Consider the following 24,704-nt stretch of genomic DNA (forward strand, 5'->3'; position numbering starts at 1 on the left):
CGAGCTCTGTCAAAAAACCAAAAAAGAAATCCAAGAAGCTTACGTTCGGGCACCCTCCGCCACCCAACTATGTGATTTACCCTAGCCCTATCCTTTGGTAGTTTTCGGCCATGAATATCAAAGTATCCGACACCCCGATTAAGCATGGCTCCTAGGTCGAGGATTGGCTCCCTCCAAAGGAGCTGAAGAAGTATGTTCGCAAGATGGGAAGACGGCTGATCGCCACCCAATCCAAGCGCATTGAGGAAAACCCCAACCTGAGGTTTGTGGCAGTCACCTCTTCTGACAAGCGGCCGACGGATGCCATGATCTTTCATTCCGATGACGGCATCACCTGGGTCGGCCAGCCCGGCCTAATCGAGGGCATCCAAGACTTCGCGCAGGTTTACCCGCAAGACTTCAACAAAGGTGCTGACCGCCTAGATGGGGATCCGGCAATTGACCACGCGCCGACCCGAAAGAACGCCCTGCTCAGACTTGGTGTAGGTGATCTTGTGCTCGGTGATGATGAAACCCTTCAGGCGTCCGTGGATCGTGAACTGAATGAGATGCGCGAGGAGATCGGTCATATTTTTGTTGAGGGAGCCAAGAGCGATGAAGGCAAAGTAGGCCGCGAAGCCACTCTGATGACGATCAATCGAACAATTGATGAGATCTCAGAAAGCCTGAAGGACACGGTTCCTCAAAAATATGAGCCCAGCGCCCCAAGCGGAGAACAGTATAAAGGTGCCTTTCTAAGAGACATGGAGGAGGCCAACGACCTTGCCGGGGAGTACGAGCTCTTCCTGGCAAAGAAGAGACACCCCTTTCTTCGCGATCTGGCACCTATGGGTGATGGACATAAGGAAACCAAGGCAGAGCGCAGGAAGCGCAAAGCTGGTTTCTGGGCTGATGCCTGTGGTCTGCCTCGAGATGCCCACCTCAAAGAGATTTACGGCCGCCTGATCGCGATCTCTAAAGGGCACCCTATCTTTGGTGATGATCACTTCAATCGCCTGGCCGGTCTCCTTCAGGAGTGCCTGGAGCGTGGGGAGCACGTGGTTCTACTGGGGGACCGCCTGTTTGTCCGGCGCGACGACCGGTGGAGGGCTGCTCATAGGGATGAGGAAGGGGCACCGACTTGGACAGAAGGCGTGGTCCGATCCAACAATCATGGCCGCCTGATTGTGCCTCCATTTTACAGGGACGGCGAACTACAAGACGGGTATACGCGCAACAGTGCCGGTGAAGGGAAATCCAAGCCACGTGCCGAACCTGTAATCTGGAAAGTTGCTCACCGAGAGCTTGCACCCAGTGATCTGGCTTGGATTCATGCGCTGCATGAGTGGGATCTAGGGCAACAGCCTAACGATAACGCGCAACGGCCTTAAATATCCGCTTACCTATAAACGCCATTTAAACCGGCACGTGAGAACTTCTCAGGGGATCAAAAGAGAGGCATGATTTCATGAGAGAATACGTAGAAATATTGAATGATTACCACGATATGCAAGAAAAGATTTCTGAAGCTATCAACTATCTCAATATTTACAAGAAAATTGGCAAGGCTATCCCCCCAGAAAAGGTTGACGGTTTTTACAAGATGCACCCTAGTTACATAGACGCAAAGGATTCTCTAGACAAGCAAATTGCAGTTTCCAAATATGTGGTAACACCAGAGCTCAATCACGCATTTGAAATATACAAAGCAGCTGGTGAGGCCCTTTTGGAAGGAATCAACTAGGCGCCGCCAGTTAACAATGGAAGACAAAATATGAGCCAACCACCTTTTGAACTAGGTGATCGAGTTGGACATGCAAAGATCGGTCTCGCGTCAGTGTGTGAGCCACCTGAGGGTGGACCAATCGTTTGGAAGGTCACAATTAGACCTGACGACCCCGATCTAACTGTCAAAACCATTATCCACGCGCGTGATCCCAAAGCAAGGTTCCTGAAACTAATCAGTTCACCGGATTGCAAAGGTGAGAGATACTGGCGCTTGAAGTATGAAGACTTGGTAGCTGCTGCGGAGGAAATCAGACAGAGGAAGACACTCTTTCTGAGACAGTCTTTCCGGAGCTGCGAACCTGGAGATTTTCTGAGTAAGCTGAAAGACCTTCAGAGCGAGGAAGCTGTGGCTGAAGAGGAAATCGCTGTGTTCATCAAAGATGATGAAGACGGGAAGCACCCTTAGCTTGGATGCTAATCATATTTTCTGGGAGCGGCCAACTAGCGGCCGCCCCAGATAGCTTTTGACGGCTTATGCAGTCTTAGCGGCAGAACGGATACCCTTGGGGTACACGGCACCTTTGATAAGGCGGCCAAGCTTTACGAGCGAGCCACGGAAGGCTTGTGCGCGAATGCGGTGAGCTTCTTGGATCATCAGGTTGATCTCATCCGCAGATGGTTGTTTAAATTCGATTTTCGATTGCATGATATTTTCCTTTGTGTCGCCATAGCGATCTATCTGATTGCGCTTGGTACATAGGAGGGGAACTCTGGGAATACTAATCATGTCCGACCTGCGTTTTTTGCAAGGCTTCAGATGCCGTTGCTAGCAAGCCTGCGACGTATATTTTCTACCCACCCGAAGACATGAAGACTGGACGCGATCTATTAATTGACGCCCCTGATCACTGAAGGCTAACTAAATGCATGACAAAGCTCGCCAAAACACTCTCCGATAAGATTGACCTGAACCCACGGATCGCCTCCTTGAAGACTGACCGGCGCGGCTTCCCAGTCCCCTTTATTGTGCTCCACGTAGAGGGCCGACCTCCTGATTTCACAGTCAACGATGGCCAGCTCACCGGAAGATGTGTGGAGGAAGGCCTATGTTCTATCTGCGGAGATCACCTAGGGAGCGATGTCTGGTTTGTTGGGGGCCCAGGTAGCGGCCTCGATCCCAGAGGGTCCTATCGCGATCCCCCAGTCCACCACCAATGCGGTACCTTTGCCCTACAGGTATGCCCTTATCTGGCAGTCCGCGCCTATACTGGCATGAAGCCGGAAGCCCGTGACAAGCTTCTGCGAAATATTGCCAGCACCGGCCAAGCAGCAGCATTCGCGGATAGAACGATCTCTGATGAGAAGCCTAAGCGGTTCATCTTTGCAAAAGCGACCGGGTATCACAGCTCGGGGCCCAGCCATGCATATTTGCTGACTCCAAACAGACCATTTGAGGAAATCGAAGAGTGGATCGACGGAAAGCTAGTTAATGCCGCGCGACCCGGTGATGTCGACTACGAAGACAAGTTGAAGTCTTATCGGGCCCAGGGCCTGCAAAATATGAAAAGAGATCGTGTCACGTTCTCGAAGCTCCCAGCGCATAAGAAGGCTGCCTGGTTGGGTAAGATAAAAGGAATCTTTCCGTGGCAATGACAAGGTTCGCACCAGATTTTTTCATATCTGAAACCTAGGTGTGATTATAATCAAGAGAACAAAAAGGTATTGAACATGAGCTACGGTGACAAACTCAAAGAAATCCACAAAATTTATGAAGAAGCCGGTGTTACACCAAGCGCAAAATACAGCCCAGATGAGCTGCTCGCGATCAAAGATAAAATCGAGCTTATGCTAGAAAGTCTGCGAGCAAAAATTACTGTCGCAATTGATGCGGGTGAAGTACCCACGATCAGGATGAATGACAGCAACGAGATGTCCTGGATGCTGGCCGCAGATCAAAGCAAAGGTCTCTACGCAACACTGTGGGCTGAAGAAAAAGAATGGTTTCAGTCCGAAGGACTCGACGTTGCGCTTTCGACTAAACACGATGTCGGAGGGATGAAAGAATGGTTGGTGGTCAAAGTGACACCTGCTGACCCTGTCCCCGTACCTCGCATGTAAAGGCCTACAACCTTAGAGTTCTTCTTAGTAATCCAGCCCAGCGCGTCCAAATAGGCTTTCTAATGGGGCGCTGGGTAGCAAGAAATCCTTCGATCTTATCCATCTCCGCCATGTACTTCTCATGCTCTCCGGCCGCCGGATTATAGGCAGGCTCATCGGGCTCCACCCAAGTATCTAGGTCATCAGGTGACGTTTTCTGATAGGTACGGCCTTTGTACTCGTGCTCAAACCATCTGACATCTTCCATCAGGTCTGGCGTAAGCTTTTCATTTATCAACTTGTAGAGGTGACCCGGTATTTTCTGATAGTAGGCGCCTGCAATACCTCCAGCGATACAAGCCACCGTATCCGCATCACCTCCAAGCGATATCGCAGTCTTGATCGTGTCTTCATAATTTTCGCAATGCAGAAAGCAGATGATCGCTTCAGGCACAGTCTTCTGACAGGAGACCTCAAAGTAGTAGCGCTCCCGAACCTCATCAGGGGTGCGTTCGAGATCGTACCCATAGATGCGTGAGATCGCGTTCTTGATCTCTGCCTTCGTCCAGCCTTCTAGAGCCATCCTACCGGCTACAGCGGTCGCCTGAGCCCCTCTGACGCCCTCTCAGTGGTTGTGAGTGATATCTGCGGACTGCTTCGCCAGATCGGCCGCATGAGCAATGCTGGTAGCAAAATATGGAACCGTAGAGACCCGCATGGCCGCACCATTACCCCAGCTCCCATAGGCTTCAGGTTTGTCCTCGATAACCCAGTGCAAGAAATCGAGACCATAGCCGCGTTCGAGATGTTTGATGCAGAGATCTTTCATTGTGCGGGCGAGATCGCCGTCACCTTGTAGCCAACGCGTTACAGCTATAGTGCAAACCGTGTCGTCAGTGAATTTGGATTGCGGATGGATCATCTGGATCGCAGATTTATCTTTCTCCGCCGCCCACTCGTATGGAGAGCCACAGATATCCCCGATTATTGCACCAATCATTCAATATCCCCCATTGGTTATGAACAGATTGCACTGAAAGGAATCATTGCAACAATAAATTTACGAAATCTCACTATGCTGCAAATTTATTGTTGACCTATGTTTGTGAGTGCATTAGATACTTAATTCTCAGGGGCCGATCTGAGTTTACTCATCCGGGCCTCGCCGTGGTCAGAAGTTGAAATGTCGTGATCGCAGAAAAGTCGCCCTGTATTGGCCGGGGCGGTGGTTCAATAGGAGGGTTGCTTACGTCATCCTCTAGGTCAATTATAGTGGGTTCCCCCATCTTGGGGCGGGGGGCTCATGTAATTAGGTTCCCAAGATGCTACTGTGTTGGTCGTCGGCATGGTTCAAGACAAAGTGGAGCCGAAGCGGCGAAGCTTAGGGCGGCCCAAATTTCTGCTAGCTTTATGCTTGCAGACACGAGGTCCGTCGCCGGGGATAGAGTCCCGGTCGGCCACCCTGATAGCTTGGCCCTTCAGCTTGACGGGATATAGGTGACAGCTTCCTGAAAGCTGCTTGTTGGGTCGGTAACTCTTCTAAGCCGCCACCCCGATAGAGTGGCCCCGGCTGTGGCAACCGGGAACTTCCTCCTCAGCTTAGCTCGATGATCCCTAGGTCATTCTTGTGCCTTTCAGGTTGCCTTCAAATCTTTATTGATGGAGGCAGTAAAATATGACGAACGACCCCTTTCCTATGGATGCAAGCGAACTTGCCGATCTGATCGACATCCCACTCGAACGCTGGCCTGGGAACTGTCATGGCATTGCCTTGGAAATCCTACACATGGTGCCGGTCGAAGGCATGAAGCTCGTACGCGGTCACTATCTTGGCTACGTGCATAGGGATTCCGTTTATGGAGGTGGCCCTCAACAACACAGCTGGCTTGAGCTCGAAGATGGAAGGATTTTGGATCCTACGCGCTGGGCAATTGAGAACCCCTCCAAGCCTTCGATCTATCTCGGGATCAATGACGGATATGATGCTTACGGCGCCCAACTGAATGCTTCCATCCCACCCGGATTTGGATCCCCTGGACAACACCTGATCCCGATCATCAAGAGGCTGTCTTCTGACCAGTTTGCTGGCATATTCCCTGGTGCGGAGAAGCCGAAGAAAGATGATGACCGTAGCTGGGAGAACTATGCCAGCAGACTGCACTTTGACATCAAAAAGGTGCCAGAACATCTGGAGTCCCCAGCTGAGTTTTATGGTGCCTTAGAACAAGCAGGGCTGAAGTATTTGATCCAGATCGATAAGTGGATCGATGTCATGCTGCCGGAGACCGTGACCTGCAAGACGGATGCGAACCGCTACTTTGATCTACCCCCTCGGGAAGAGCTGACGGATACGGCGGCCCTACAGAAGGTGTTCGACCGGTTCCTATGCATCGAAGACAGAGAAAATATCGAAGAGGAGCTGGAAGAGATTGGGTTCTCTTTAGAGAGAGACCTATGGGATCCTCTCAATAAGATGGATCGCTACTACAAGAACGAGCCTATTGAGACCCTGCCCGGCTCTGTGACCAACACACTATCTGTGATCGCCGGTGACCTACTTGGAAAGGGCTTCGGTAAGGAGCTTGAGGTTGAACGCTTTGCGAAATCTATTGGCTACCCCAGGAACGATCTTAAAGAACTCCTAGAGAAGTTTGGTCACCGCTGCGGCTACGACCTAAGCTGGTGAAACTGACTAGGGACATAGCTAACGTTGCTTAAAAAGGTCTCGTGTATGCTCTGAACTGTAATCCTAACTGAGACAGGCCACCCGATGACACCTAAGCGCTACAGATTATACTCAGGCCTCCTCCGGGCCGCTACATTTATCACCGTGATCGCTACGATGGGAGCCTCAGGATACTTCATGTTGGCGCCTGCTCTTGAGCTGGCAAAATAGTCTCACTATTCCGGTAAGGGCCACCAACCCTCAAGCCACTCATCAGGGAACCCGCCACGGCCCAAGGGACCTACATAACTCCAGCCCCGGATATCTCCGTAGCTCTGCATCACCGCGTGCAGACCGCAGAACAGATAGGTATCCCCGATACCATCGGATGAAACCCCAAACTCTGATAGGTCATCCTTCACCTTAACCAGAACGGGCGTGCCGTCCTTCGGGGCGTCAATCATGAGCTTCATCATCGCGCCATCCGATAAGTTGTGACGGTTTTGGTCTCACTCTTAATGTAACCGAGTTCCATACCTACTTTGATCCAGCCATCTCCCAGCCATTCAATCGGATCGGAATCTGTATGTCCGCTCCGGCTCTGCGCATGACTGACGGATTCCAACGCAACATCATAGATGTCCTCAAGACTATTGATATCGAACTCAGTGTCATACCTGGATGTACCATGCAGACCATTAGACCCATCCGTGATTTTCAGCGTTCCGTACTTCCCGGGAAGGCTGACCGAGTAGGTCACCAAATCATAGTCATCCAGACCCAGATCAACAGAAATGCCCCCTTCTGAGACCTTGATCAGCTGAAGCAGGATTGGGGGTACTTTTCGGTTCGTAAGGCTCATGAATATTACTCCTTGGTATTCTCTTCAGGCAGTTCGAAAACTCTCGTCAGGTACGATGCCTGTTCGGCCTTACCTGCGTCCTCATATTTTTTGACGGTAGCCCTCTGCTGATCGCGCATCGACTTGAAAGCTTCAGAGGCTTTTGACGGGCCCTTACCGCTCAACGCTTCGGGCGACCTTGCTTTGATCTTGATGGCTTTCATTACTGGGCACCTTGGTTCCGCTCAGCGAACTCGTGCTGGTCACAAACATCCATCTTCAGATGCCGTTCGCTATGAAGCAAACATGAGATTGCCTGGGTGCCGCGCTCACAGACACTCGCCGAATGTGCGCAGGTCACACACATCCTGGGAAGGGGGCCATTATACCGAACATCTTTAGTAGCCTTCATCTCATAGCTGCCTCCTTTTACACTGAGCATAAGAACGCGCCCGTCAAAGAGAGCGATATGCCAATTATGGGCAGCCATATTTGCGGCACGGCCGACGACATTGGGATGCTTTTCTCGCAGCTCACCCCACAACGCCTTCTCCTGCTCGGCCGCCATCCGCTTCGCATAGCGCACCCATGCCGAGAGCCTATGGTTTTCTGCACTATAGTTATTGCGGGTCTCTCGCACCTTATGAAGACGATCCGTCAGCTCACGGATCCGCTCATTGGCTTCATTCAAATTCAAAAGTTTCATATTTTCTTACCTTAAATCTTCATACCAGGGGCAGCATCAGGTTCATAGGCATCCGCCAATGCGCGTGCCTGATCCCAAGACAGAATGCACCCTGCCCGGTCACCATCTTTCCATGTTGAGGGTTCGGCGAGGTGGACATGCTTCATATGACGGATCGCGACACCTTCGATCTTGCAGTCGCTGACCTTCCCAGTCGCCATACCGTGACCCATGAAACCGCAAGGGAAGGCGCCACCAATAGGAGTGAAGCCAGGACCACCTTCCAGCAGAGTTAGACCTTCGTCTGTCTCCATAAAATCCAGAGTGAAGGAAAGATCATCACGCGGGAACTGATCCGCGATCTCCTTGATGGCCTTATGTTTGGCCGACCGTGCAAGTTCGATGTCCATCAACCTAGTCTGGATCCTCATATTCTTAGCTTCCGCCAAAATCTTTTCTGCTTGAGTGACAGCCTCAAAGGCGAAATGGCACGCTTCCGGCGTTGCTGCTTCCGTCCACGGGTAATAGCTCGAGACCCCAACTACCTTCCCGTGCTGGATGAAGACCCGCCACTCACATGGCCAGCGCCCAAAATCAGGCATGCCGGAACCTGCGCGATGAGGATCGACCCCTTCACGATGGCGACTGGCGGTAACCCAAGGGCGTGCCATAAAATGGATTTCGGATTTATGACCACCTGCGAACGTCTTGATGATCCGGTCATCCTTCGTGTCGATGCAGCGACGGTTGCCAAAGCTTACATAGCCGGGCCCTACCTTGATATTCTCATCAATTTCCATGTGTTCATCGGCACTCTCCAAAGTCCCTGTACCGGCCAGAGCTTTCAGCTGCGCACCACCAGAGAGATTGGACCGCACCATATAGCCCGAAGGAACGTCATCCATCGCGGTGTAGAGTTTATCGACTACACGGCTATACATCTGGTCATCTACCTCTTTTGGCTCTTGTTCCGCAGGCATCAGTTCATGCGCTTCGAGCTTCTTGCGAAGATTGTCGCGGATGAACTCAGGGATATGGATCTCACCACTCACCAAGCCGAACTCATCTTCGGAAAGTGTCAGAATTTGACGCGCTGGGATGGTAGGCACGCCAGCCTTTTCAGCCAACAGCAACCAAAACCGAAGATCGCAGGCATCAATCGGGTTTGGCTCCGTATCCGACAGTGTATCTGGATCCCGCCAACTTGCAGCCTCCTTGTCGTGAAGCTCGGCGATCTCGTTGAATACCGCCAGGGCCTCCAGTGCCTTCTCCTTGGGCTTGCGCAAGGTGGTAGCCGTAGACAGGGCCAGTTTACGCAGAGACTTCACCGCTGCTTCCTGACCGGCCGCTACAGTGATGCGACCTAGAAAATTATGAAGTGGGTTTTTGCTCACAAGGGATGGCCTCTGTTTGTTGCAGACAACTTATAGCATACCAATGGATAGTTCAAACGATACTTGAATTAATCATGCTTAAAATCCATTCGTTAGCATCTTGGGGCTTTTATCATCTGGATGGCGTAAGACTGAAAGTTGTTGCCTTAAATTCTATAAGTCCCTTAACCTGAGTCCAAATTTTAGGGGACTATTGAAAATGAGAAGCGATGATAACCAAGATGATCTGAAGCCAGACTACATACGAGGGAAATTAGCGGCGATTGATAGCCACTTGGCCTCGATTGCGTTATCAGATCGGAATGCAGGAAGGTACCTCATCGCAAGCTTTCTAGGCTTCACCGCAGTACTAGGGTTTGGAGTATACCAGTCAGGCAATATCGAGGAGGTCGTATCAAGCGCAAAGAAGGAAGTGCGAGAGATCGCGGGGACTATCCACCCAGACCATGTTGGTTTCGGACGCATTGAACCCGGGGATTCGAGAAAACTCGTATTTTTCCTGTCGATATATCGTTCTCGACCGAACGCGGAGTCGTGGCGAGTCCAACTTGAAACAAGTCCCTACGTAGAAGTTGAAGGAAATCGTGGGTCATTCATTGGGTGGAGATTTTCTCTGGAAGGTGAGCTTCTGGACTGGATCACAGGAAGCAATACTTTCAAATCGGGCCCCATGAGACCCGGAGAAGAAAAATACCTCGGATATCAGCGGGCTGATTGGGCCTTCGGCCGGGTATCCCTTCATAACTTTGGCGAAGATAACCCAATAACCGTGACCCTCATTCCAGGTAACCCATATTCGAACACTCTGACCCTTCATAAACCTTACGCAACCTGCGAAGAAGCTATTCATGTCGCTGAAATTCTCATGGAAGCTGATTTTTATGGTACTGGGGTTAACGGAATACACCTAGCACCGTTGGTCATCCAATACCCTGTCGAAGGGAAGCGGTTTCGTGCGGAAATAGTGCCTATTGGAGATTACGAAGGATTATGCAGCGAAGAACCTTCTGACGCGTCAAAAAAGATCGATGAGGCAGATCACATCTAAAGACTAGGAGAGGCAGATTCACTCTTCATAACTGGTGGAGAGGGAACATCTAGATCGAACGAGAACCGATCCACTCGCAACAAGAGACCAGTATCTAAAGGAATGTCAGCCCAAATCTGCTCTTCTTGCTCATCGCGAGCCTCGTCCCCAAAGAGGGTGTCATGGAATGGCACGAGGTCATATCCAGCATTAATGAGGTCTGCACGCCGGAACACGAAGACCCCACCTGTTTCATCATATTCCTCGCGCTGCATGACCGCGAAGTACTTTGCCACGTCCAGCGAACGGGTGAGACTTACACATTCGTAACCCAAAACCGCCCGCTCAAGCACTCCATCGCGAAGGATTTTGTCCGGCAAGCAAGTCCCGTGATATAGAAGGTCGCTATCAGTGCCCATAACGCTCACCGTGGCGCTGGACCGGGAGCAACTTCAGGTTCATCTGGAGTGCGCTCAAAAGACGCCGTGATAGCACGCTCATCGGCAAAATAGGCACCTTGCTGTGCCTTCCGAAGGAACTCCAACAGGAGTTCAGATGTGCTTACGGGAATATTTCGGCTCGCATAGATGCGCCACAGCAGGTTTTCGTCAGCCTCGTCTTTGGCAGCGATGTACCCCTTTTTGACATCAGACACGAGATGCACCCCGGCAACCATGCCTTCGACAGCGCCTTCCTCAATGTACCTACGAAGGCTTTCCTTCACATCAGAAATTTTGCGTTCGATTAGAGGGTTATGCTTGGTCATGCCAACTATCCTTAGAGTATAGGAATTTATTACCAACTATATAAACAAGTATCAATACCTAATCATCTCTTATTCTTAGCGTGGCGCGCGATCCGTACCTGGGGTCGATTTCTAGTACTCGTCACTTTCCTCTGAGATGCGTCTGGATCCGCTTCCTTAAGCGCTTCGTCTAACGGGACCCCGTGAAGCCCCTCCAGCTCATCGACAAAAGTAGACTGATTGCCCTTTCGGAATAGCAACTGCACTGAAAGTTTTGCGCGTGTTAGCGCTACGTATAAGATACGCCTCTCTTCGGCATAGCTAAAACTCTCTCGCTCAGGTAACACGCATTCCAATATTGGATCATTCTCTTTCATAGAGGGAAAACCTGATTTTCCCTTCTCGACACCAGCAATGATGACATGATCGGCCTCAAGTCCTTTTGATGCATGTATCGTCATGCATTTTATATTTGCACGACCCTCAAAACCCATAATGCATCCTGAGTAAGGCATAAGATATCTATATCTGAACAATATTAGTATAGAAGGCAAACTTTGTGATTGTGCATGTTTACAAAGAATCTCTGATATCAGAATCTCTATATTACTCTCTAAATCGCCATCGACGAAAGATACTAACCTAATCGGCAACCTATCGTCTTTCCTAAATGCGTCAACCGTTTTTGGTATCTGATCGCTGTTTCTCTCTATGAAGTTCTTGGCAACCCTACATATAGTCTCTGAGCATCTAAAGGATTTTCCGAGGTCGATAGTCTTATATACGCCGCTATCACCCAACAAAGAAACACCGAACTCATCCCCAAAGTTCTTCATAATGCTAACGTCAGAACCCGCAAATCGGTATATAGATTGCCAATCATCACCGACAGCGAAGAACTCACTACCTTTATATTGATCCTTAAGCGCATGGACTAATAAAGATCTGCTTCTTGAAATATCCTGAAACTCATCAACAATAATAGTACTATATACTGAATTAAAGAGCCCTTCATTGACATACATTGCAGCTTTCGATATCATATCTTCGTACTCAATTTCCTCCCCCATATACTCAGTATATTCCTTGTAGAAAGCTTCGAATATGGTCATAAAAAGGCTCGCTCGGGACTGGTTGAAGGTCTGATCTCGATACATAATTTCGGATCCTTCATCACTCATTTCGAGCATTTCAGGAGCCACCTTCATCTTGCACTCCTCCATGCTCATGCCGGACATTTTGAAATTATTCAAGAAATCCCCTATAAGCTTATTTAACGGCTTTACATCTAGGTGGCTATTTAAGTTGTCGAACAGTGATCCACTAAAATCTTCATTAATACACTCATATTCCATGACTTGACGCTTTAAGCTCTCTAAAAGTATTCCTTCCTGCCTTTCGTAACTGTACGTGCAAATAAGCTTTGTGCCCTTCTCAGCGTGAAGCTTCTTCTTCCACTCCATGTCTGAAATATATTTATCTCTATCGATGTCGCGTCTTGTTTCTAAAGAGAAACTTCCGTCATCGTTTATTTCTTTTCTTACTCCAAAATGCTCGATATAGACATTAGATCTTTCTAAAAAGAAGTCTGGTCGATACCTTTCATTTGAATCTGTCTTATACAATTCTTCATCTGGAGTTCTGTAATCAGCTTCGTATATGTATGGTACATTGTTAAAATATAACCAGTTCGCTATGAGGAGTTCCTCATAACTCTTCACAAGGTGACCCTTAACCGTTCTCAGCTCCTGCTTACTAACGTGATCATCATACGCTTGAATGGAATCTATGGAGTCGCCGCTCGACGGTATTTCGCGGTACATTTTGGAGGTTGTCAACCAGGTAAAAAGAGCATCTGTTATGCGATTATCCTTCTCCGAACATGACCTTAAGATATTGCCTATAACAGCGCTGAATCTTTTCGGATCGTTCGCATGATCGGTAAGTCTAGGTGCCACCCCTTCGACTTCTTTGATTATACTTCTCCCAATACCATGAAATGTATGAATCGTAGGAATTTCGTCGATTTTCTCCGACAATCTCTCCCTTAATTCCTCTGCGGCTTTTCGATTGTATGCTAAAACAAGGATTTCACGCGGATCTCTACCTAAATTTATCACGTTATGAGCAACTTTTGCCACTATCACGCTTGTCTTTCCGGATCCAGCGCCAGCAAGTACTAGACACGCATCATCACTTGTTAGCACCGCTGATCTCTGCTGTTTCGTTAACGGATTCGATTCTATTTCATCGAGAAACTTTTTGTGTGTTTCTTTCTGGACTTGCAGGTATCTAATCTCCCAAAACCTTTTCATCCCCAGAATGCAAACACCTTCGAAACTTAGTATTTTTCTATGAGCAGCCAGTTCATCCGAGTTAAATACATCCAGAGGTACATTTTGAATCAAAACATCACTATACTGTTTTATATCGCAATCTAAATTATCAATTATATAAGATGATGGATAAACAAAACCTTTCTGTAAATCATGCAGCTGTTTTTTTATCTTCCCCTGTACTTTAGATAGATTATACCTAAGATGCGCCCATTGCGCGATTAAAAGAGTCTCAAACTCATACGCCTGTCGTTTTGTTAGGTTTCTAATGCGTATCTTTTTGCGGCTATAGGTCTCTATGTATATGGAGTATATGCCATTTCTACTACCTACTATTGAAGGTCTACGCTTCACCTCATAAAGGTATATATTCTCCTCTCTCCGCACACTACTGATAGTGAGCATGTCATCTTTAATAGATATTTTATAGGTGAAATCGAAGGAGAAAATCCCCCTCAAAAACTGTTTAGACCCTTTTACAATCGAGAAATTCAAGTACCGCATCCTTCTGCCCTTGCAGATATGCGTATTTTGTAAAATTTTATTTAATATCGCGGGTTTGCAAGCGAATAAAATTGCAGATTTAGGTATTGCGATGATACATCCACGGCTCGCATACGCCTCACTAATAGCCTGCACAACCTGAATTCTGGGGACCTCCTGCGAGTTTGTCTTCTATGATGACAAAAATCCAACGACTATCAAAGTAGGAACATGTATATAACATGATCAAAGCGGACGGACATTCTTGACGTCCAGATCATCTATCCTTAAGATGTCACTAACAGACAAGGATAGAACATGAGACGACTATCAGAGCATTATGGCATGCCCCGACTTAAGTGGAAGGTCAGCCCGTATGTATACAGCCTTATGGAGATCGCGACCACACCTCTGGGCCCTATCAGGGTGCGCCAGGAACGTGATGGCAGTGGGGCTACAGCGATCCTGCCTCCAAGCTTGGCCCAAGGCGCTCCATCAAGCATGAGTGAGGAGCGACAGCTCATCAACCGGCCGACAATGAATGATGCCAAGCTTGCAGCTCAAGAACGGTACTTTCTACATGTGCGTAGCATCCTCGGCGGTAGCTGGCAGAACATCAAATGGAAACGGAAAGAAAATTGCGTCGGGGAACACTACGTAGGTTACTCCCACATCGGGCGCTGGCAGATCGGCTTTGCCTACGATGATGGTCCCCGTATGGGATACGTGTCTTCTCCAACGATGATAGATGATCCACGCTCCCCGCGTCCATATTATCCCCATGCGAGCCTGGATGACCTAAAAGAGATCGTCAGTGATCTTAACGTAGAAATCACAAAAAAGGCTGTTGTCGGGATCGAAGACGCTTATCGCTCGATGATCAATAAACAAGGCATCCTCAAAAAGATGGAGTGGGAAAGCCTTGGAAAACGATCTCGTCTGAACGCGGCGGTAGGTGAAATTGTGATCACCCCAATCTCAGACGATGATCCTGAACCCACCTATGTCTGCGACCTGCCCTGGATGGTAGCTGAGCATGCAGAAGACATGGCAGTGATGCCTGACAAGGATATGGCAGCGATCAAAGTTCGAGTTCAGGGAATCCTTCAAGTATTGGCGGCAAGGTTTACCGAATAAAATTCGATCACCAACAATCTATCCATTGCAAAACACACCGCCAATTGGTAATCTTAAGTAATAAAATTATAATTCCATTATTAGGAAATAATATGCTTACAACAGATCAGATTCGCGAGAAAGCTCGCACCATGCGCTCGATGAAAGCTGCAACTATTGATGCTTACGAGCTGGACGAGATTGCAAATACCATCGATGAGATGAAGACCGCCATCAAAGACTTGATCGACGCCAAAAATGGACCGGACCATCGCTGGGTCGAAGCCAAACACCAAGCGGAGTATATTTGTGAGCGATAAAACAGCACGAAAAGCCTTCACCGAAGGCGACGTGAAGCAGAAGGCCGAGTGGACCCGCACTATTGCGACCAGCCCCAGCTGGGATCCTGCCACTGTAAAAGCAGATAACCTGCCTGACCTCCATGAGGTCGCGGATATGCTAGAAGAACTCGCAACCGTTAAAGCGGCCTCGACCAAGGGTATCAGCCTCATCACGACCCTTACGAAGCTGAAGCCCACCGAGAGCGGCATTGAAACGCGTTATCCTCGCTGCGTCGGCTATCTTTTTAACCAAGAAGAAGCTATCGAAGCGGTGAAAGCAAACGCCGGAGATATCAACGAAGCCGGGTACTACCCGTTTTGTGTTGTCGAAACTCTTGGGGAAGGTATCTACCCAAATACTATCTCCACTGTATGGTTCGAGTGGGATCAGGATAAAGGTGGTTACCAAGAGATCGATGGCCCACCCAAAGATCTAAAGGGTGTCTGCGGCTTTAGTATTGGATAAAAATTTATGATCCCGGTGGTGCACTCAGGAAATTTGGCTTTTCCCTGAAAAGTTATGGATGCTCTCAAGTCCAAAACGAAATACTTAATAAAGGAAACCATAGGATCTTGAAGATGAAAATCCCACACCTGACAATCGCCGCATGCTTTGCTGCATCCATTGCGTCGCAAGCGAGCGCCTTGCTTTGCATGCCCCCTTCGCTCGATCAGAGTTTCGACTTGGCGCGCGATGCGGAAGAAAACTACGGGATTTTCGTAGGTTCGGTAGATGTGAGCGAAGAAGAGGTGAAACAGCTTTCAAAAGACGGTATGACGAGCTTCGAGACCATCGCCCAGTTTTCTGGACACTCTCTCTTCGTAGACGGGCTGACGCCACCGTTCGAACGGGAAATCACGGTTCGGGTGGATTGCATGGGAGAATGGTGCGGGAGTGCCAGCGATATCGATGACGCTGTCTTTTTTGGCAAGATCGAGCCATCCGGAGCCGTCGAGTTTATGAGTACCGCATGTGGTGGCGACTACTATGATGCTAGTAAGGAGAATATCGCGCATCTGACCGACCGGATTCAGGAATAGAATTGATAGCTCCTCGGAACCTCACCATAGAAGTCTTCGTACAGGTTCAGACCGGCCGCCTTCAGACCTAGGATATCTGTTTCAAACATCGCACGCTGAAACATTCTTCCTGAATCCCGTTGATCCAACTCTAAGGCTTTCTCGTGTACCCGCAGAAAGTCTTCCTTTGACGGCTGCCAAATGAACCCAACAAAGCGCGTCTTGCCAGGCTCCTCATTGTAGTACGGGATGTGGTCGATGTATTCTTCGCTGCCTCTAGCATGAAAACAGATGTCATCACGCGCCTTTAGGTGCTCAACCAGACCCTCAAGATCCCAGTTGCCGTTATGGGTATCGAGACCAGAGTAGTAGTCCACGCACTGCGCAAGTGGCAGGAGGTCTCCGGCCGCAGTCCTTAAAGACTGGGTGTTACCATCAATGAACAAGAGATTGTCAGCTGACCACTTACCCGCTTTGAAGTCATCATAGGCAGTGAATGCACGGTTCTTGAAATCGCACTTTCTGACCGCATCCGACCATGGCAGAAGCCGGAAATTCTCCAGGTCTTCTTCAGTGCAGATGAAGGTATTCTTCAAGCCAGGGACCGACGCAGGATCCACACCCTTTTCGATCTCTTCCAGCCCCTTAAGGTTCACGAGCCCCTGCTTGATCAACTCGACTTCCGAATGGTTGCTCTCGCCATCATGTGAAATTGTCTTGTTGGATACCCGGCGGTAGACATGGATGTCTTCCATGACCTGCTCAGCGTTCACGGTGATTTCTTCGGTAGTGTACGTTTTGATCTGAATGGTTTTCGTCATATTTTTAGCCCTCAAGTGCCGATTGATCTTCCCGCAAGATGTTTGGCGGCTTCCGTTTGAAGTATCGGGAAAGCCACTCCTTGCCTCGGGCGGCCCGGTTCTTGATCCGCTCGTCTGCATCCCACTTTTCGATGGCGCGAACCATAGTGGCCAGAAACTGGACAGCATCCTTCTCGTCACGACCGGCAGCCTCTCCACCGGGATCTTGGGTAACACGTTCGACCTCGAGCATCTGCTCAACGGAATTAAGATAGATACCAATCTCACGAAGCTTTTCTGCTGCTTCCTGAACAGAAGGCATGCCTTCTTCGGTGCTGGGCACATCCCACGCCAACCCGTCGAGCATGGATGCAATCTTCTCTAGATCATCCTGGTGCGCCTGACCTCGATCAATACTCACAGGACACCTACCACTTCGCTGTTGAGCTTGGAGAGGTCCGCAACAAAACCGATGTGCGTGTTGCCCTGCTTACGCTCTTGAGAGAACGCCTTCATAACAGCAAGGCCCCTGCGCAAGACATCCTCCCGAGAGCATCCAACCTCGGCAGAAACCTCATCCAGTAGAGTATCAACCTCTTCGCTGATCTTCATCGTAACTGCCTTAGGCATAGTCGTATTCCTCAATCTAGATTAGCAAACAGGTCAGGCGTCTCAGGTGCTTCAGGTGGCGCCGGTCGACAGGTAATGCAGGTTTCGTCATAATCCTTGCCGCTCTTCTTGCGCATCAGCATGCCGATATCTCGCATAGTCACCTCGATAGCTCCCGCTTTCACTGCAAGGGCTCGCTTAGACATGGCGATGTCGAAATGCTCACGATGTGTGCCACGGTACTGGATCCACTTGCGGGCAACGCCGATGCGATCAGCCATAGCCAAAAGCTCTTCTGAAGTATCAGCCATCATATGGCACATCTTCATGTTGCCAAAGTTGGCCTTCATTGAATCCACGTAAACTGACATGATGATACCTCCGCTCTACCACTCGACCCTTATACGCCGTTCCAGTTAAAATTATGATTAACTGGCAAAGGTCTACTACTTCTAATGATCAAATGGTGGGCAAGCTAATGATCATTCGGTGAGAGCCGATTTGATGTGTGGATATGCAAACCGATCCGAAGAAAGTTCGGGTCCTGCCTCAGCAAGCCGTAGCGCTTTTTCAGTCTCGGGCGTCTGTTCTTTCAGTTCGGACAGCATCTCTTTGACCCGGGCATAGCCGGTCACGTCGTTTGCAGCGAAGGAATGATCGCACTCTTGAACAATACTCTGGATGATTTCTTGATCTGACATATAGATTTCCTCTTAAATTACATGGTTACGGGCGTCGGGGGATCGCAATGGCGCCCCGGTCGTATCTTGCCCCAAGGTAGACACGAAGCTGCGCGTTCGGATCCTTCTTGAGTGTGCTATACGCCTTGGCGCCATACTTTTCTCTCGCTGCATAAACCTCGTCGTCATAACTGGCACCTTCAGGCAAATCCAATGGTCCTAGATACCTGATTACTTCTTCACCCTGACCATTCAGGTTGGGCTTGGAGATGTGAACGTACAGCTTCATTTCGTGCTCGGATTAGTAAATTAGGGATTTCACGAGGGCAGCAAATTGATCGTTAGCCGCTTGCTTGGCCGTAGGCATGTCTAGGTGGTAACTCAGAATATCATCCTGCGAGTCATTATCCCAGATATGGCGACGGATCACCGTAAAAGCTCCATTAATATTGCTTGCCCAAAACTCCCCAAGATGGGTTTGAGCCTTGACGCTTTCCCTTCCCGGGGTGCGAGACACAACTTTCCATTTCAGCTTCTTAACTCGTGCCATCCTATCTTACGCCGCCTTACCGGATCGGGATCCACGCTCTGAAAACAATGGCTTCTTGCGGTAGAAGTCAGACTTCAAATTGATCATTGCACCCGCACAAGCAAGCTCAAGCGTATCACGATCAGCGCCTTGATCGAGAAGCTTTTGAAGCGTCTTGTTCAAGACCTCATCAATCTTTTCGCGTTTCATAAAAACTTATCCTTTTGCCTTGAGGTCAAGCATTGTTTAGACAACTAAACATGTTGCAGCAGGGAATGTCAAACTAAATAGCCGATACCTAATGATTAAACTTTTCAGTGTTCAAATACAGATTTCAGGCACCCTACTATTGCGCAAGAATTAGAAGAAACTATATTTGAATAGCCGTCACAGATCGACTGAAATAGGGCGGCCTTCCCAGAGGTGGGATCACCGCAATGGTGGTATGACCGGAAACTATAAAAGATGTCGAGGTAGCCGAGGGGCGTTAGATAATGGCGCCCCTCAGGCGTTCAATCAACCGGCCGAAAGATCACTTCCTTCGGGCTGATGCCCACAAAATCGCATCCTAATGTTCTGCGCCACCTAATTACCTCAGGTTTGGGGGCTTACCGCCTCGTAAACGTAGGCACCCCTATGACGCCGTGAACTGCTCAGGCTTTTCGGACAACAACGAATAAGTTCTTCTGCGCATGCCTGAGTGATCTGCTCGCGAACAAATTCCGGATTAGTGGATCGGAACCACTCAACGATCTGCTTCTCGCTGACAGGGTTTTGTCTGGGGCCACGGATACCGACACAGAATTGTTGGATCTGTCGCCGCAACATGGCAGCCCCATCCCCTTTGATATTGGGTGCGCCATAGTCGATCAGCCGACTAATATCTGTGCGACTAGCCATCATAACATCTTCCCCTGCTCAGCTGCCTTCGCTCATCTCAGCGCCATTAATCTTAGTGAGGCTAAGATTGATGACTTCAACCTCGCGCTCCTTTGTTTCGTTCAAGCCACGAATATGGGCGATACCCTCGGGAGGGATGATAGCACCACCGGCGGTCGTGTAGGTGATCACATGTGGAACCTTCTTATAGTAAACGATCCGGTCTTCATTGCAGGCTTTAAACGCTTCAGTGAAAGTCATTTCTTATCCAATACATTTTGTAGCTGACGTTTAGCATAGTTGATGCATGCCCGGTTAATGGAAGTCACAAGAGCCTTAGCATCCTCACGACTCTTCCCTGGAATGGATACCCCAGAGGACGCATCCCGTGCATTAAACCAATTTTTGGTCCCATTACCTGATTTAGACAACTGGAACGGCCCTGCGTCCAGCTTCAAAGCGTCATCTAGGGTATCTTCAGGGATCATCTTTTCGAGGTACTCCTCGAGACACTCTGGGCTCGGTCGGCCATCTCTTTTGAAACCGCAAAACGCCCTGAAATGATTATCCCAGGAGCGCAACGTGTCACGCTCTCCCTTGAGGTCTTCGACATAGGTTGCCAGCGTCCGTGCATCCTCTGCACTGAGGCTTAGGGGACCGGCCAACGCCTGCTTCAAAATCTCACCTACTCGCTCCATTATTCTTCCTCGTCCAAATCTTTGGTGGTGATCGTAACTTGATCACCCTCAAGAGTAACATCCAAGATCGCAACACTATCCGCAGAATTACGATCAGCCACCCATACTGGTGTATTTTCGTTCATCATATAGTCACCGCCTTTGTAGCCAACGAACTCCGTCCCAATAGCATCCTGAAGCATCTCGATGAATTCCGATAGCGGCTTACCCTTCCCAGACGGAACCGGGCTGATAGCGAGGTTCGAATAGCAGCAACGCCAAGTGTGAAGATCGCCGGGGTAGGTCTCGTTGTCAAAATAGACAGAAGGGTCTGCTTTCGAATTTTGAGCTTTAACTTCAGAGGCTACCTCTTTGGCCTTTTCCACCAGCTCACCGAGATTAAGAGGCATGATGAAGTCGTCGTCCATTGGTAATATCCCCGAACTTAAAGTAACCTTTGTCAACATTATTACCAGGAGTGATATGCATAAGCAAGACTATAAATGGATTGGCGCCTATATTAATCCGATTTAAGATAACTATTATTGCCATTACTTGATTGCTTGTATATAAGTTCCTCAACTTACCGACCAATCTACGCATTAAGGATAGCTATGACGAGCGCCCCAGATACCATCGTTCTCTGGAAAGGGATGGAAACGGATTTTTATCCAAACCCAGTATTTCTTGATGCACTGATCGGAAAGAGGATCCGCAATAGAGGTTTTGGCGGAGGTCGCTCGAAAGGTAAGTGTACATTCGCAAGCACCAATCGGGCACAGGCAGAAAACTACGCGGATACCGCCAAGGAACTCCGGCATGTCATCCCTGCGGCTGGCGCCACGATCACTTGGGCTCATAACACCGGTGATCTCATTTTAGAGTTTGAGAACTTTCTCAGAGATCTTCAATGGGGCACCCTGCATGTCAGGTGGCCTCTGAAGTCCATTCAGACCCTGCTAGACGACGTGCAGGGGGATATCAGCACCCTTGAGGTGTACCTGTCTGAAAATCGCATGAAACGCGCCATTACTGTGATCGTAGACCGTTTCCTTGATGGCCTCGACCTGCGTGAGGTCGCATACTCTGATGACGGAAAATATGAGAACCTACTAGCCGAACATAAGGGTGAAGTATGGATTACGGGACCATGTGAGTTGCGCGCGGTCTCTTAAGCAGCATCAGGGTCCAGGAGATGGCTGTGGCTCGTTACTAATCTCATAGTAGTCATCTTCATCATCAAAACAGTCTCCAAAATCTCCCGCGTTGATACCCGCCTCCCATCGCTTGAAGAACTCCAACTGAAAAAAGCTCTCAACGCCCTCTGGATGCTCGCAGTCATAGTGTTTGCCGTCGCAATATATCCAAACGTGCCCAGGACCAAGGAATGCGATCTTGTCCAGATGTATGCGATCCACCCAAGAAGCCTGGATACCGTAATGTTCTCTCAAAAGCTCCCAATCCCATTCTCCGCAGTCCTCGCTAACGAACAGCTGCTCAGTACAGAGGGTGTGCCATCCATGACGGCCTTCTTGGTGAACCCAATCGCTGCCAAAAGCTTCTTCAAGAACCTCATGGGCGAAATTTTCGCAAAGACCATTGCCGATATCGAAGAGACTGATGCCGCGCTTCAAATAGACCTGTCGGAATTTAGAAACAGCATTGGAAATTTTGATCGCAGCATCAGTCATGATTTACATCATCCCGGCGTAGGTAGAGTTGAGTTTTCGATGTCCGGATTTTCATCCGGATTATAATTAGGGTTAAAGGCACGTACTTTACCGTGTTCAGCGTACACCTCAGTAACCGCCTTAACCTCACCTTCCGTCACCCGATATTCGGATGTAGCCGCCTTTCCGTGCTCTGAGTGAAGTTTACCACCAACATACTGGGTAACCTTCAACTTATCTTTCCACCCCGCCTCAATTTCAACAAGAAGGTTCTCACCCTTATTGAACTCCTTCTTGAATTTTTTGTATTCTTCGGGGGTCATAACAGATGGTGAATATGAACCATCCAGAGAACGCTCATTCACAAGCCATAGTCCACCCTTTATCTCGGTTACGATAGCATCATGATCCATTTTTTCCCGGATCGCATCCACAAAATCATTTGGTATTTTGTCCGGGTCAAGGTTTCGGCTCTCCATGAAGCCATCAAAAGCGTTGGCACCTACATACATGGCTATCGCAGCACCTGCCGCAAGTCCAGCTATTGAGGGCGTCCCGGACAACGCGGAAGTGGCTGTTCTGACTCCCAAGTATGCTATGAAAGCCAAGTTGAGAGGTGATATCTTAACCTCTGCCCTTCCCCGTGCATCCTCTTTCATGGCGCCTATAAGACCCCAGCTATCTTTATGAGCAAATTCCATACAGCATCTCCTTTCAGCTTTCAAAAGTATAAATAGCTCCTGAGTATGAATAGAACCCAAAAGAGCGCGAAGACAGCAAGAAATCAATGCTAGATCACAAAGTGTGCTTTACTAATCTTGTCGTTCGAACTAAAAGGGCGGAAATTCTTGCAGAAGAGAGAGCATATACGATGAAAATTTCTGATCTGATTTCCCGCATCGGCGATGAGAACGTCGAGATTGAAAACCTTGATACCAGCTTTGATCGTGCGAAAGCCAAGCCAGGAGAGACCACGATCACGTTCAAGACTAAGCAACCCATGAGCAGCAAGGGCACTGAAAAGGTCGGCATGATCGTCTGGATGGACCGAGATGAAGTTCAGAAGGCTGTTGGGGAATATCTCGAAGAGAACCCCTTGTGACCGTCCTACTCGACAAAAAACTTACTGCACGGCAGCAATGGGCCCTCGAATACCTCTCCGATAAAGGATGGGTTCCCGGTGTCACTGCATTCGAGGGCGGCGATGAGTTTGTAGGGGCCTATAGCGAAAAATTCGGGATCAAAGACAACAGTAAAGCACAAAAGTCTCTGGCGCGCGTTTTACGGCCGCTGGAACCTATGGGACTGATCGAAATCGGGAAAGCCTGGGGAAGTCGAACGTACTACCCTGATTGTGGCCCCACACACTGCAACGAATACAAGATCACCAACCGGGGCAAGAGAGCCGCTATCTCGCACGACACCTATGACTGAGCTGCTAAACTCAGTCTTAATTGTATTCCGATAATAACTTCTCAAATTATCGTTTTTAGGAATTATTATGAAAAATATTGCATTATTCTCAGTCGGCATCATCCTTGCTGGATTTGGCGCTGCGTGGCTTAATGGCTCCCCCACGGAAAGTCGAGAAAACCCAAATTACGTTTACAAGGAAGGCATCACTCTAGAACAGAAAGATGAGGATGTCTTTACATGCAAAGTTGAAGTCGGAGGGATCCTATCTCAAGATCTACGACTGGAAGCAAAAGATCGCTGCCTCAAAGATAAGGGCTATAAGCTGACATCTTTTCCTATCCCGAAGTGCGGCCCCAAACACGTTCAGGAAGGATTCATTACCCCAGAGACACCGATTAGAAAGCCTGCCAAGGGCGCGTGTTGGACAGAGGGTACAAAACATGCTTCTGTGGTGATCTTTCCTGAAGCTGTTGAATAAGACCAGTACACTAGCTAAGCCGATACCTAGAAATTGAATATTGGAGAACTTCCTTGAAAATATGTGGTTGTGAGATTTCCGCGCAAGAAATCAGGCTTGCAGTGTGCCAGTTGGATGATGACGGCGCCCCCGTCATGAAACCGATCAAACAAACACGGATCGAGATTAAAGACGACAATGATGACGCGCAGCTAAGCGCTTGCCTGGATGAAATCCGCGCATTCTCGGCTGAACATCAGATTGACCGCTTTGTGATTAAGTCCCGCGCTCGCAAAGGCCGCATGGCAGGTGGCCCTCCTACCTTTAAGCTGGAAACCCTACTCCAGCTCAATGAGAGCACTGATACGCGCTTTGTGCATGCCGCAACTCTGGCGAGCTTTGGTAAGAAAGCTGACATCGACTATCCAGAAAAGCTTCCGATCTATCTGAAGAATGCCTTCCTGGTCGCGGCCTATGGGCTGAAACAGTAGGACCCCGGGGTCCTATCATGGCAAAGAAAAAGGCGTGGG

At 49.0% G+C, this 24,704-nt stretch carries 38 protein-coding genes and 1 pseudogene; 16 read left to right on the top strand and 23 right to left on the bottom strand.

Features of this window, described 5'->3' with window-relative positions:
• The first annotated feature begins 203 nt into the window (after positions 1 to 203).
• The 3 genes from J7392_RS01630 (at position 204) to J7392_RS01640 (ending at position 2,173) form a co-directional block, all read left to right on the top strand.
• Entirely contained in the window at positions 204 to 1,370 is a 1,167-nt protein-coding gene (locus J7392_RS01630) for a hypothetical protein (protein WP_209215845.1), read from the top strand.
• A 77-nt stretch (positions 1,371 to 1,447) separates the two neighbouring features.
• Entirely contained in the window at positions 1,448 to 1,723 is a 276-nt protein-coding gene (locus J7392_RS01635; protein ID WP_209215846.1) for a hypothetical protein, read from the top strand.
• A 30-nt stretch (positions 1,724 to 1,753) separates the two neighbouring features.
• The gene (locus J7392_RS01640) at positions 1,754 to 2,173 is read left to right on the top strand and encodes a hypothetical protein (protein ID WP_209215847.1); all 420 of its coding nucleotides are present in this window, start codon (positions 1,754 to 1,756) and stop codon (positions 2,171 to 2,173) included.
• Between the two features lie 66 nt (positions 2,174 to 2,239).
• Here the strand turns inward: J7392_RS01640 and J7392_RS01645 are convergent, their stop codons facing one another.
• Entirely contained in the window at positions 2,240 to 2,413 is a 174-nt protein-coding gene (locus J7392_RS01645; RefSeq protein WP_209215848.1) for a hypothetical protein, read from the bottom strand.
• Between the two features lie 221 nt (positions 2,414 to 2,634).
• Here J7392_RS01645 and J7392_RS01650 point away from each other — a divergent pair, with 221 nt between their 5' ends.
• Complete coding sequence (locus J7392_RS01650; RefSeq protein ID WP_209215849.1) at positions 2,635 to 3,360, top strand: hypothetical protein; 726 nt, start codon at positions 2,635 to 2,637, stop codon at positions 3,358 to 3,360.
• A 75-nt stretch (positions 3,361 to 3,435) separates the two neighbouring features.
• Positions 3,436 to 3,825, top strand: coding sequence for a hypothetical protein (locus tag J7392_RS01655; RefSeq protein WP_209215850.1), 390 nt, complete (start codon positions 3,436 to 3,438; stop codon positions 3,823 to 3,825).
• Between the two features lie 4 nt (positions 3,826 to 3,829).
• Here J7392_RS01655 and J7392_RS24175 read toward each other — a convergent pair.
• Positions 3,830 to 4,804 (bottom strand): annotated as a pseudogene (locus tag J7392_RS24175) (ADP-ribosylglycohydrolase family protein).
• 675 nt (positions 4,805 to 5,479) lie between these two features.
• Here J7392_RS24175 and J7392_RS01670 point away from each other — a divergent pair.
• Positions 5,480 to 6,490: a hypothetical protein gene (locus J7392_RS01670; RefSeq protein WP_209215853.1), complete on the top strand. Its 1,011-nt coding sequence runs from the start codon at positions 5,480 to 5,482 to the stop codon at positions 6,488 to 6,490.
• Positions 6,491 to 6,705: 215 nt separating this feature from the next.
• Here J7392_RS01670 and J7392_RS01675 read toward each other — a convergent pair whose 3' ends face one another.
• Genes J7392_RS01675 through J7392_RS01695 form a run of 5 tightly spaced genes read right to left on the bottom strand, consistent with a single transcriptional unit; the run spans position 6,706 to position 9,389 of the window.
• Positions 6,706 to 6,933: a hypothetical protein gene (locus J7392_RS01675; protein WP_209215854.1), complete on the bottom strand. Its 228-nt coding sequence runs from the start codon at positions 6,931 to 6,933 to the stop codon at positions 6,706 to 6,708.
• A gap of 8 nt (positions 6,934 to 6,941) precedes the next feature.
• Positions 6,942 to 7,331 carry a hypothetical protein gene (locus tag J7392_RS01680; RefSeq protein ID WP_209215855.1) on the bottom strand — a complete coding sequence of 130 codons (390 nt, stop codon included), beginning with the start codon at positions 7,329 to 7,331 and terminating at the stop codon, positions 6,942 to 6,944.
• 5 nt (positions 7,332 to 7,336) lie between these two features.
• Positions 7,337 to 7,534 (bottom strand): hypothetical protein, encoded by a 198-nt coding sequence (locus tag J7392_RS01685; RefSeq protein WP_209215856.1) that lies wholly within the window; start codon positions 7,532 to 7,534, stop codon positions 7,337 to 7,339.
• Complete coding sequence (locus J7392_RS01690; RefSeq protein ID WP_209215857.1) at positions 7,534 to 8,016, bottom strand: hypothetical protein; 483 nt, start codon at positions 8,014 to 8,016, stop codon at positions 7,534 to 7,536. The genes J7392_RS01685 and J7392_RS01690 overlap by 1 nt, the downstream gene beginning before the upstream one ends.
• An 11-nt stretch (positions 8,017 to 8,027) precedes the next feature.
• Entirely contained in the window at positions 8,028 to 9,389 is a 1,362-nt protein-coding gene (locus J7392_RS01695; protein ID WP_209215858.1) for a hypothetical protein, read from the bottom strand.
• Positions 9,390 to 9,588: 199 nt separating this feature from the next.
• Here J7392_RS01695 and J7392_RS01700 point away from each other — a divergent pair, with 199 nt between their 5' ends.
• Positions 9,589 to 10,437: a hypothetical protein gene (locus tag J7392_RS01700; RefSeq protein WP_209215859.1), complete on the top strand. Its 849-nt coding sequence runs from the start codon at positions 9,589 to 9,591 to the stop codon at positions 10,435 to 10,437.
• On the opposite strand, the gene J7392_RS01705 is transcribed toward J7392_RS01700, so the two are convergent.
• The 3 genes from J7392_RS01705 to J7392_RS01715 all read right to left on the bottom strand — a co-directional run bounded on the left by J7392_RS01705 (position 10,434) and on the right by J7392_RS01715 (position 13,992).
• Positions 10,434 to 10,796, bottom strand: coding sequence for a hypothetical protein (locus J7392_RS01705; protein ID WP_209215860.1), 363 nt, complete (start codon positions 10,794 to 10,796; stop codon positions 10,434 to 10,436). The genes J7392_RS01700 and J7392_RS01705 overlap by 4 nt on opposite strands.
• Positions 10,797 to 10,840: 44 nt before the next feature.
• The gene (locus tag J7392_RS01710; protein WP_209215861.1) at positions 10,841 to 11,182 is read right to left on the bottom strand and encodes a hypothetical protein; all 342 of its coding nucleotides are present in this window, start codon (positions 11,180 to 11,182) and stop codon (positions 10,841 to 10,843) included.
• A 62-nt stretch (positions 11,183 to 11,244) separates the two neighbouring features.
• Positions 11,245 to 13,992 carry a UvrD-helicase domain-containing protein gene (locus J7392_RS01715; RefSeq protein WP_209215862.1) on the bottom strand — a complete coding sequence of 916 codons (2,748 nt, stop codon included), beginning with the start codon at positions 13,990 to 13,992 and terminating at the stop codon, positions 11,245 to 11,247.
• A gap of 306 nt (positions 13,993 to 14,298) precedes the next feature.
• Here J7392_RS01715 and J7392_RS01720 point away from each other — a divergent pair, with 306 nt between their 5' ends.
• The 4 genes from J7392_RS01720 (at position 14,299) to J7392_RS01735 (ending at position 16,478) form a co-directional block, all read left to right on the top strand.
• Entirely contained in the window at positions 14,299 to 15,117 is an 819-nt protein-coding gene (locus J7392_RS01720) for a hypothetical protein (RefSeq protein ID WP_209215863.1), read from the top strand.
• A 92-nt stretch (positions 15,118 to 15,209) separates the two neighbouring features.
• Positions 15,210 to 15,416, top strand: coding sequence for a hypothetical protein (locus tag J7392_RS01725; protein ID WP_209215864.1), 207 nt, complete (start codon positions 15,210 to 15,212; stop codon positions 15,414 to 15,416).
• A complete protein-coding gene (locus tag J7392_RS01730; RefSeq protein ID WP_209215865.1) occupies positions 15,406 to 15,903 on the top strand; it encodes a hypothetical protein in 498 nt (165 codons plus the stop codon). Before J7392_RS01725 ends, J7392_RS01730 begins: the two co-directional genes overlap by 11 nt.
• A 113-nt stretch (positions 15,904 to 16,016) precedes the next feature.
• Positions 16,017 to 16,478, top strand: a complete 462-nt coding sequence (locus tag J7392_RS01735; protein WP_209215866.1) for a hypothetical protein — start codon at positions 16,017 to 16,019, stop codon at positions 16,476 to 16,478.
• Here J7392_RS01735 and J7392_RS01740 read toward each other — a convergent pair.
• From J7392_RS01740 to J7392_RS01790, 11 genes are all read right to left on the bottom strand, one after another.
• On the bottom strand, positions 16,469 to 17,278 hold the full coding sequence (locus J7392_RS01740; protein WP_209215867.1) for a hypothetical protein: 810 nt from the start codon (positions 17,276 to 17,278) through the stop codon (positions 16,469 to 16,471). The genes J7392_RS01735 and J7392_RS01740 overlap by 10 nt on opposite strands.
• A 4-nt stretch (positions 17,279 to 17,282) precedes the next feature.
• Complete coding sequence (locus J7392_RS01745) at positions 17,283 to 17,678, bottom strand: hypothetical protein (protein ID WP_209215868.1); 396 nt, start codon at positions 17,676 to 17,678, stop codon at positions 17,283 to 17,285.
• Positions 17,675 to 17,887 carry a hypothetical protein gene (locus tag J7392_RS01750; RefSeq protein WP_209215869.1) on the bottom strand — a complete coding sequence of 71 codons (213 nt, stop codon included), beginning with the start codon at positions 17,885 to 17,887 and terminating at the stop codon, positions 17,675 to 17,677. The genes J7392_RS01745 and J7392_RS01750 overlap by 4 nt, the downstream gene beginning before the upstream one ends.
• An 11-nt stretch (positions 17,888 to 17,898) precedes the next feature.
• Positions 17,899 to 18,237 carry a DUF4031 domain-containing protein gene (locus J7392_RS01755; RefSeq protein WP_209215870.1) on the bottom strand — a complete coding sequence of 113 codons (339 nt, stop codon included), beginning with the start codon at positions 18,235 to 18,237 and terminating at the stop codon, positions 17,899 to 17,901.
• A gap of 111 nt (positions 18,238 to 18,348) precedes the next feature.
• Positions 18,349 to 18,567, bottom strand: coding sequence for a hypothetical protein (locus J7392_RS01760; protein WP_209215871.1), 219 nt, complete (start codon positions 18,565 to 18,567; stop codon positions 18,349 to 18,351).
• Positions 18,568 to 18,592: 25 nt separating this feature from the next.
• The gene (locus J7392_RS01765) at positions 18,593 to 18,835 is read right to left on the bottom strand and encodes a hypothetical protein (protein ID WP_209215872.1); all 243 of its coding nucleotides are present in this window, start codon (positions 18,833 to 18,835) and stop codon (positions 18,593 to 18,595) included.
• A gap of 12 nt (positions 18,836 to 18,847) precedes the next feature.
• Positions 18,848 to 19,096, bottom strand: coding sequence for a hypothetical protein (locus tag J7392_RS01770; RefSeq protein WP_209215873.1), 249 nt, complete (start codon positions 19,094 to 19,096; stop codon positions 18,848 to 18,850).
• Between the two features lie 6 nt (positions 19,097 to 19,102).
• Positions 19,103 to 19,285: a hypothetical protein gene (locus tag J7392_RS01775; protein WP_209215874.1), complete on the bottom strand. Its 183-nt coding sequence runs from the start codon at positions 19,283 to 19,285 to the stop codon at positions 19,103 to 19,105.
• A gap of 708 nt (positions 19,286 to 19,993) precedes the next feature.
• A complete protein-coding gene (locus J7392_RS01780) occupies positions 19,994 to 20,215 on the bottom strand; it encodes a hypothetical protein (protein ID WP_209215875.1) in 222 nt (73 codons plus the stop codon).
• Positions 20,212 to 20,652, bottom strand: a complete 441-nt coding sequence (locus J7392_RS01785; RefSeq protein ID WP_209215876.1) for a hypothetical protein — start codon at positions 20,650 to 20,652, stop codon at positions 20,212 to 20,214. Before J7392_RS01785 ends, J7392_RS01780 begins: the two co-directional genes overlap by 4 nt.
• Positions 20,652 to 21,059: a hypothetical protein gene (locus tag J7392_RS01790; RefSeq protein WP_209215877.1), complete on the bottom strand. Its 408-nt coding sequence runs from the start codon at positions 21,057 to 21,059 to the stop codon at positions 20,652 to 20,654. The genes J7392_RS01785 and J7392_RS01790 overlap by 1 nt, the downstream gene beginning before the upstream one ends.
• 186 nt (positions 21,060 to 21,245) lie before the next feature.
• Between J7392_RS01790 and J7392_RS01795 the strand changes: the two genes are divergently transcribed.
• Positions 21,246 to 21,806, top strand: coding sequence for a hypothetical protein (locus J7392_RS01795; RefSeq protein WP_209215878.1), 561 nt, complete (start codon positions 21,246 to 21,248; stop codon positions 21,804 to 21,806).
• Positions 21,807 to 21,812: 6 nt separating this feature from the next.
• Here the strand turns inward: J7392_RS01795 and J7392_RS01800 are convergent, their stop codons facing one another.
• Positions 21,813 to 22,322 (bottom strand): hypothetical protein, encoded by a 510-nt coding sequence (locus J7392_RS01800; protein WP_209215879.1) that lies wholly within the window; start codon positions 22,320 to 22,322, stop codon positions 21,813 to 21,815.
• An 8-nt stretch (positions 22,323 to 22,330) separates the two neighbouring features.
• Entirely contained in the window at positions 22,331 to 23,002 is a 672-nt protein-coding gene (locus J7392_RS01805) for a hypothetical protein (RefSeq protein ID WP_209215880.1), read from the bottom strand.
• Positions 23,003 to 23,172: 170 nt separating this feature from the next.
• Here J7392_RS01805 and J7392_RS01810 point away from each other — a divergent pair, with 170 nt between their 5' ends.
• From J7392_RS01810 to J7392_RS01825, 4 genes are all read left to right on the top strand, one after another.
• Positions 23,173 to 23,403: a hypothetical protein gene (locus J7392_RS01810; RefSeq protein ID WP_209215881.1), complete on the top strand. Its 231-nt coding sequence runs from the start codon at positions 23,173 to 23,175 to the stop codon at positions 23,401 to 23,403.
• Positions 23,400 to 23,735, top strand: a complete 336-nt coding sequence (locus J7392_RS01815) for a hypothetical protein (protein WP_209215882.1) — start codon at positions 23,400 to 23,402, stop codon at positions 23,733 to 23,735. Before J7392_RS01810 ends, J7392_RS01815 begins: the two co-directional genes overlap by 4 nt.
• 67 nt (positions 23,736 to 23,802) lie before the next feature.
• Positions 23,803 to 24,195: a hypothetical protein gene (locus J7392_RS01820; protein ID WP_209215883.1), complete on the top strand. Its 393-nt coding sequence runs from the start codon at positions 23,803 to 23,805 to the stop codon at positions 24,193 to 24,195.
• Positions 24,196 to 24,248: 53 nt separating this feature from the next.
• The gene (locus J7392_RS01825) at positions 24,249 to 24,665 is read left to right on the top strand and encodes a DUF3010 family protein (protein WP_209215884.1); all 417 of its coding nucleotides are present in this window, start codon (positions 24,249 to 24,251) and stop codon (positions 24,663 to 24,665) included.
• Positions 24,666 to 24,704: the final 39 nt, after the last annotated feature.

The sequence above is a fragment of the Sulfitobacter sp. R18_1 genome, assembly GCF_017743915.1.
GTDB classification, from domain to species: domain Bacteria; phylum Pseudomonadota; class Alphaproteobacteria; order Rhodobacterales; family Rhodobacteraceae; genus Sulfitobacter; species Sulfitobacter faviae.

Bases quoted from the DNA above. Each gene is read 5' to 3' on its own strand.
- J7392_RS01630 (WP_209215845.1), top strand. From the start codon at position 204: ATGGGAAGACGGCTGATCGCCACCCAATCCAAGCGCATTGAGGAAAAC.
- J7392_RS01635 (WP_209215846.1), top strand. From the start codon at position 1,448: ATGAGAGAATACGTAGAAATATTGAATGATTACCACGATATGCAAGAA.
- J7392_RS01640 (WP_209215847.1), top strand. From the start codon at position 1,754: ATGAGCCAACCACCTTTTGAACTAGGTGATCGAGTTGGACATGCAAAG.
- J7392_RS01645 (WP_209215848.1), bottom strand. From the start codon at position 2,413: ATGCAATCGAAAATCGAATTTAAACAACCATCTGCGGATGAGATCAAC.
- J7392_RS01650 (WP_209215849.1), top strand. From the start codon at position 2,635: ATGACAAAGCTCGCCAAAACACTCTCCGATAAGATTGACCTGAACCCA.
- J7392_RS01655 (WP_209215850.1), top strand. From the start codon at position 3,436: ATGAGCTACGGTGACAAACTCAAAGAAATCCACAAAATTTATGAAGAA.
- J7392_RS01670 (WP_209215853.1), top strand. From the start codon at position 5,480: ATGACGAACGACCCCTTTCCTATGGATGCAAGCGAACTTGCCGATCTG.
- J7392_RS01675 (WP_209215854.1), bottom strand. From the start codon at position 6,933: ATGATTGACGCCCCGAAGGACGGCACGCCCGTTCTGGTTAAGGTGAAG.
- J7392_RS01680 (WP_209215855.1), bottom strand. From the start codon at position 7,331: ATGAGCCTTACGAACCGAAAAGTACCCCCAATCCTGCTTCAGCTGATC.
- J7392_RS01685 (WP_209215856.1), bottom strand. From the start codon at position 7,534: ATGAAAGCCATCAAGATCAAAGCAAGGTCGCCCGAAGCGTTGAGCGGT.
- J7392_RS01690 (WP_209215857.1), bottom strand. From the start codon at position 8,016: ATGAAACTTTTGAATTTGAATGAAGCCAATGAGCGGATCCGTGAGCTG.
- J7392_RS01700 (WP_209215859.1), top strand. From the start codon at position 9,589: ATGAGAAGCGATGATAACCAAGATGATCTGAAGCCAGACTACATACGA.
- J7392_RS01710 (WP_209215861.1), bottom strand. From the start codon at position 11,182: ATGACCAAGCATAACCCTCTAATCGAACGCAAAATTTCTGATGTGAAG.
- J7392_RS01720 (WP_209215863.1), top strand. From the start codon at position 14,299: ATGAGACGACTATCAGAGCATTATGGCATGCCCCGACTTAAGTGGAAG.
- J7392_RS01725 (WP_209215864.1), top strand. From the start codon at position 15,210: ATGCTTACAACAGATCAGATTCGCGAGAAAGCTCGCACCATGCGCTCG.
- J7392_RS01735 (WP_209215866.1), top strand. From the start codon at position 16,017: ATGAAAATCCCACACCTGACAATCGCCGCATGCTTTGCTGCATCCATT.
- J7392_RS01740 (WP_209215867.1), bottom strand. From the start codon at position 17,278: ATGACGAAAACCATTCAGATCAAAACGTACACTACCGAAGAAATCACC.
- J7392_RS01750 (WP_209215869.1), bottom strand. From the start codon at position 17,887: ATGCCTAAGGCAGTTACGATGAAGATCAGCGAAGAGGTTGATACTCTA.
- J7392_RS01755 (WP_209215870.1), bottom strand. From the start codon at position 18,237: ATGTCAGTTTACGTGGATTCAATGAAGGCCAACTTTGGCAACATGAAG.
- J7392_RS01760 (WP_209215871.1), bottom strand. From the start codon at position 18,567: ATGTCAGATCAAGAAATCATCCAGAGTATTGTTCAAGAGTGCGATCAT.
- J7392_RS01765 (WP_209215872.1), bottom strand. From the start codon at position 18,835: ATGAAGCTGTACGTTCACATCTCCAAGCCCAACCTGAATGGTCAGGGT.
- J7392_RS01770 (WP_209215873.1), bottom strand. From the start codon at position 19,096: ATGGCACGAGTTAAGAAGCTGAAATGGAAAGTTGTGTCTCGCACCCCG.
- J7392_RS01775 (WP_209215874.1), bottom strand. From the start codon at position 19,285: ATGAAACGCGAAAAGATTGATGAGGTCTTGAACAAGACGCTTCAAAAG.
- J7392_RS01780 (WP_209215875.1), bottom strand. From the start codon at position 20,215: ATGACTTTCACTGAAGCGTTTAAAGCCTGCAATGAAGACCGGATCGTT.
- J7392_RS01785 (WP_209215876.1), bottom strand. From the start codon at position 20,652: ATGGAGCGAGTAGGTGAGATTTTGAAGCAGGCGTTGGCCGGTCCCCTA.
- J7392_RS01790 (WP_209215877.1), bottom strand. From the start codon at position 21,059: ATGGACGACGACTTCATCATGCCTCTTAATCTCGGTGAGCTGGTGGAA.
- J7392_RS01795 (WP_209215878.1), top strand. From the start codon at position 21,246: ATGACGAGCGCCCCAGATACCATCGTTCTCTGGAAAGGGATGGAAACG.
- J7392_RS01800 (WP_209215879.1), bottom strand. From the start codon at position 22,322: ATGACTGATGCTGCGATCAAAATTTCCAATGCTGTTTCTAAATTCCGA.
- J7392_RS01805 (WP_209215880.1), bottom strand. From the start codon at position 23,002: ATGGAATTTGCTCATAAAGATAGCTGGGGTCTTATAGGCGCCATGAAA.
- J7392_RS01810 (WP_209215881.1), top strand. From the start codon at position 23,173: ATGAAAATTTCTGATCTGATTTCCCGCATCGGCGATGAGAACGTCGAG.
- J7392_RS01820 (WP_209215883.1), top strand. From the start codon at position 23,803: ATGAAAAATATTGCATTATTCTCAGTCGGCATCATCCTTGCTGGATTT.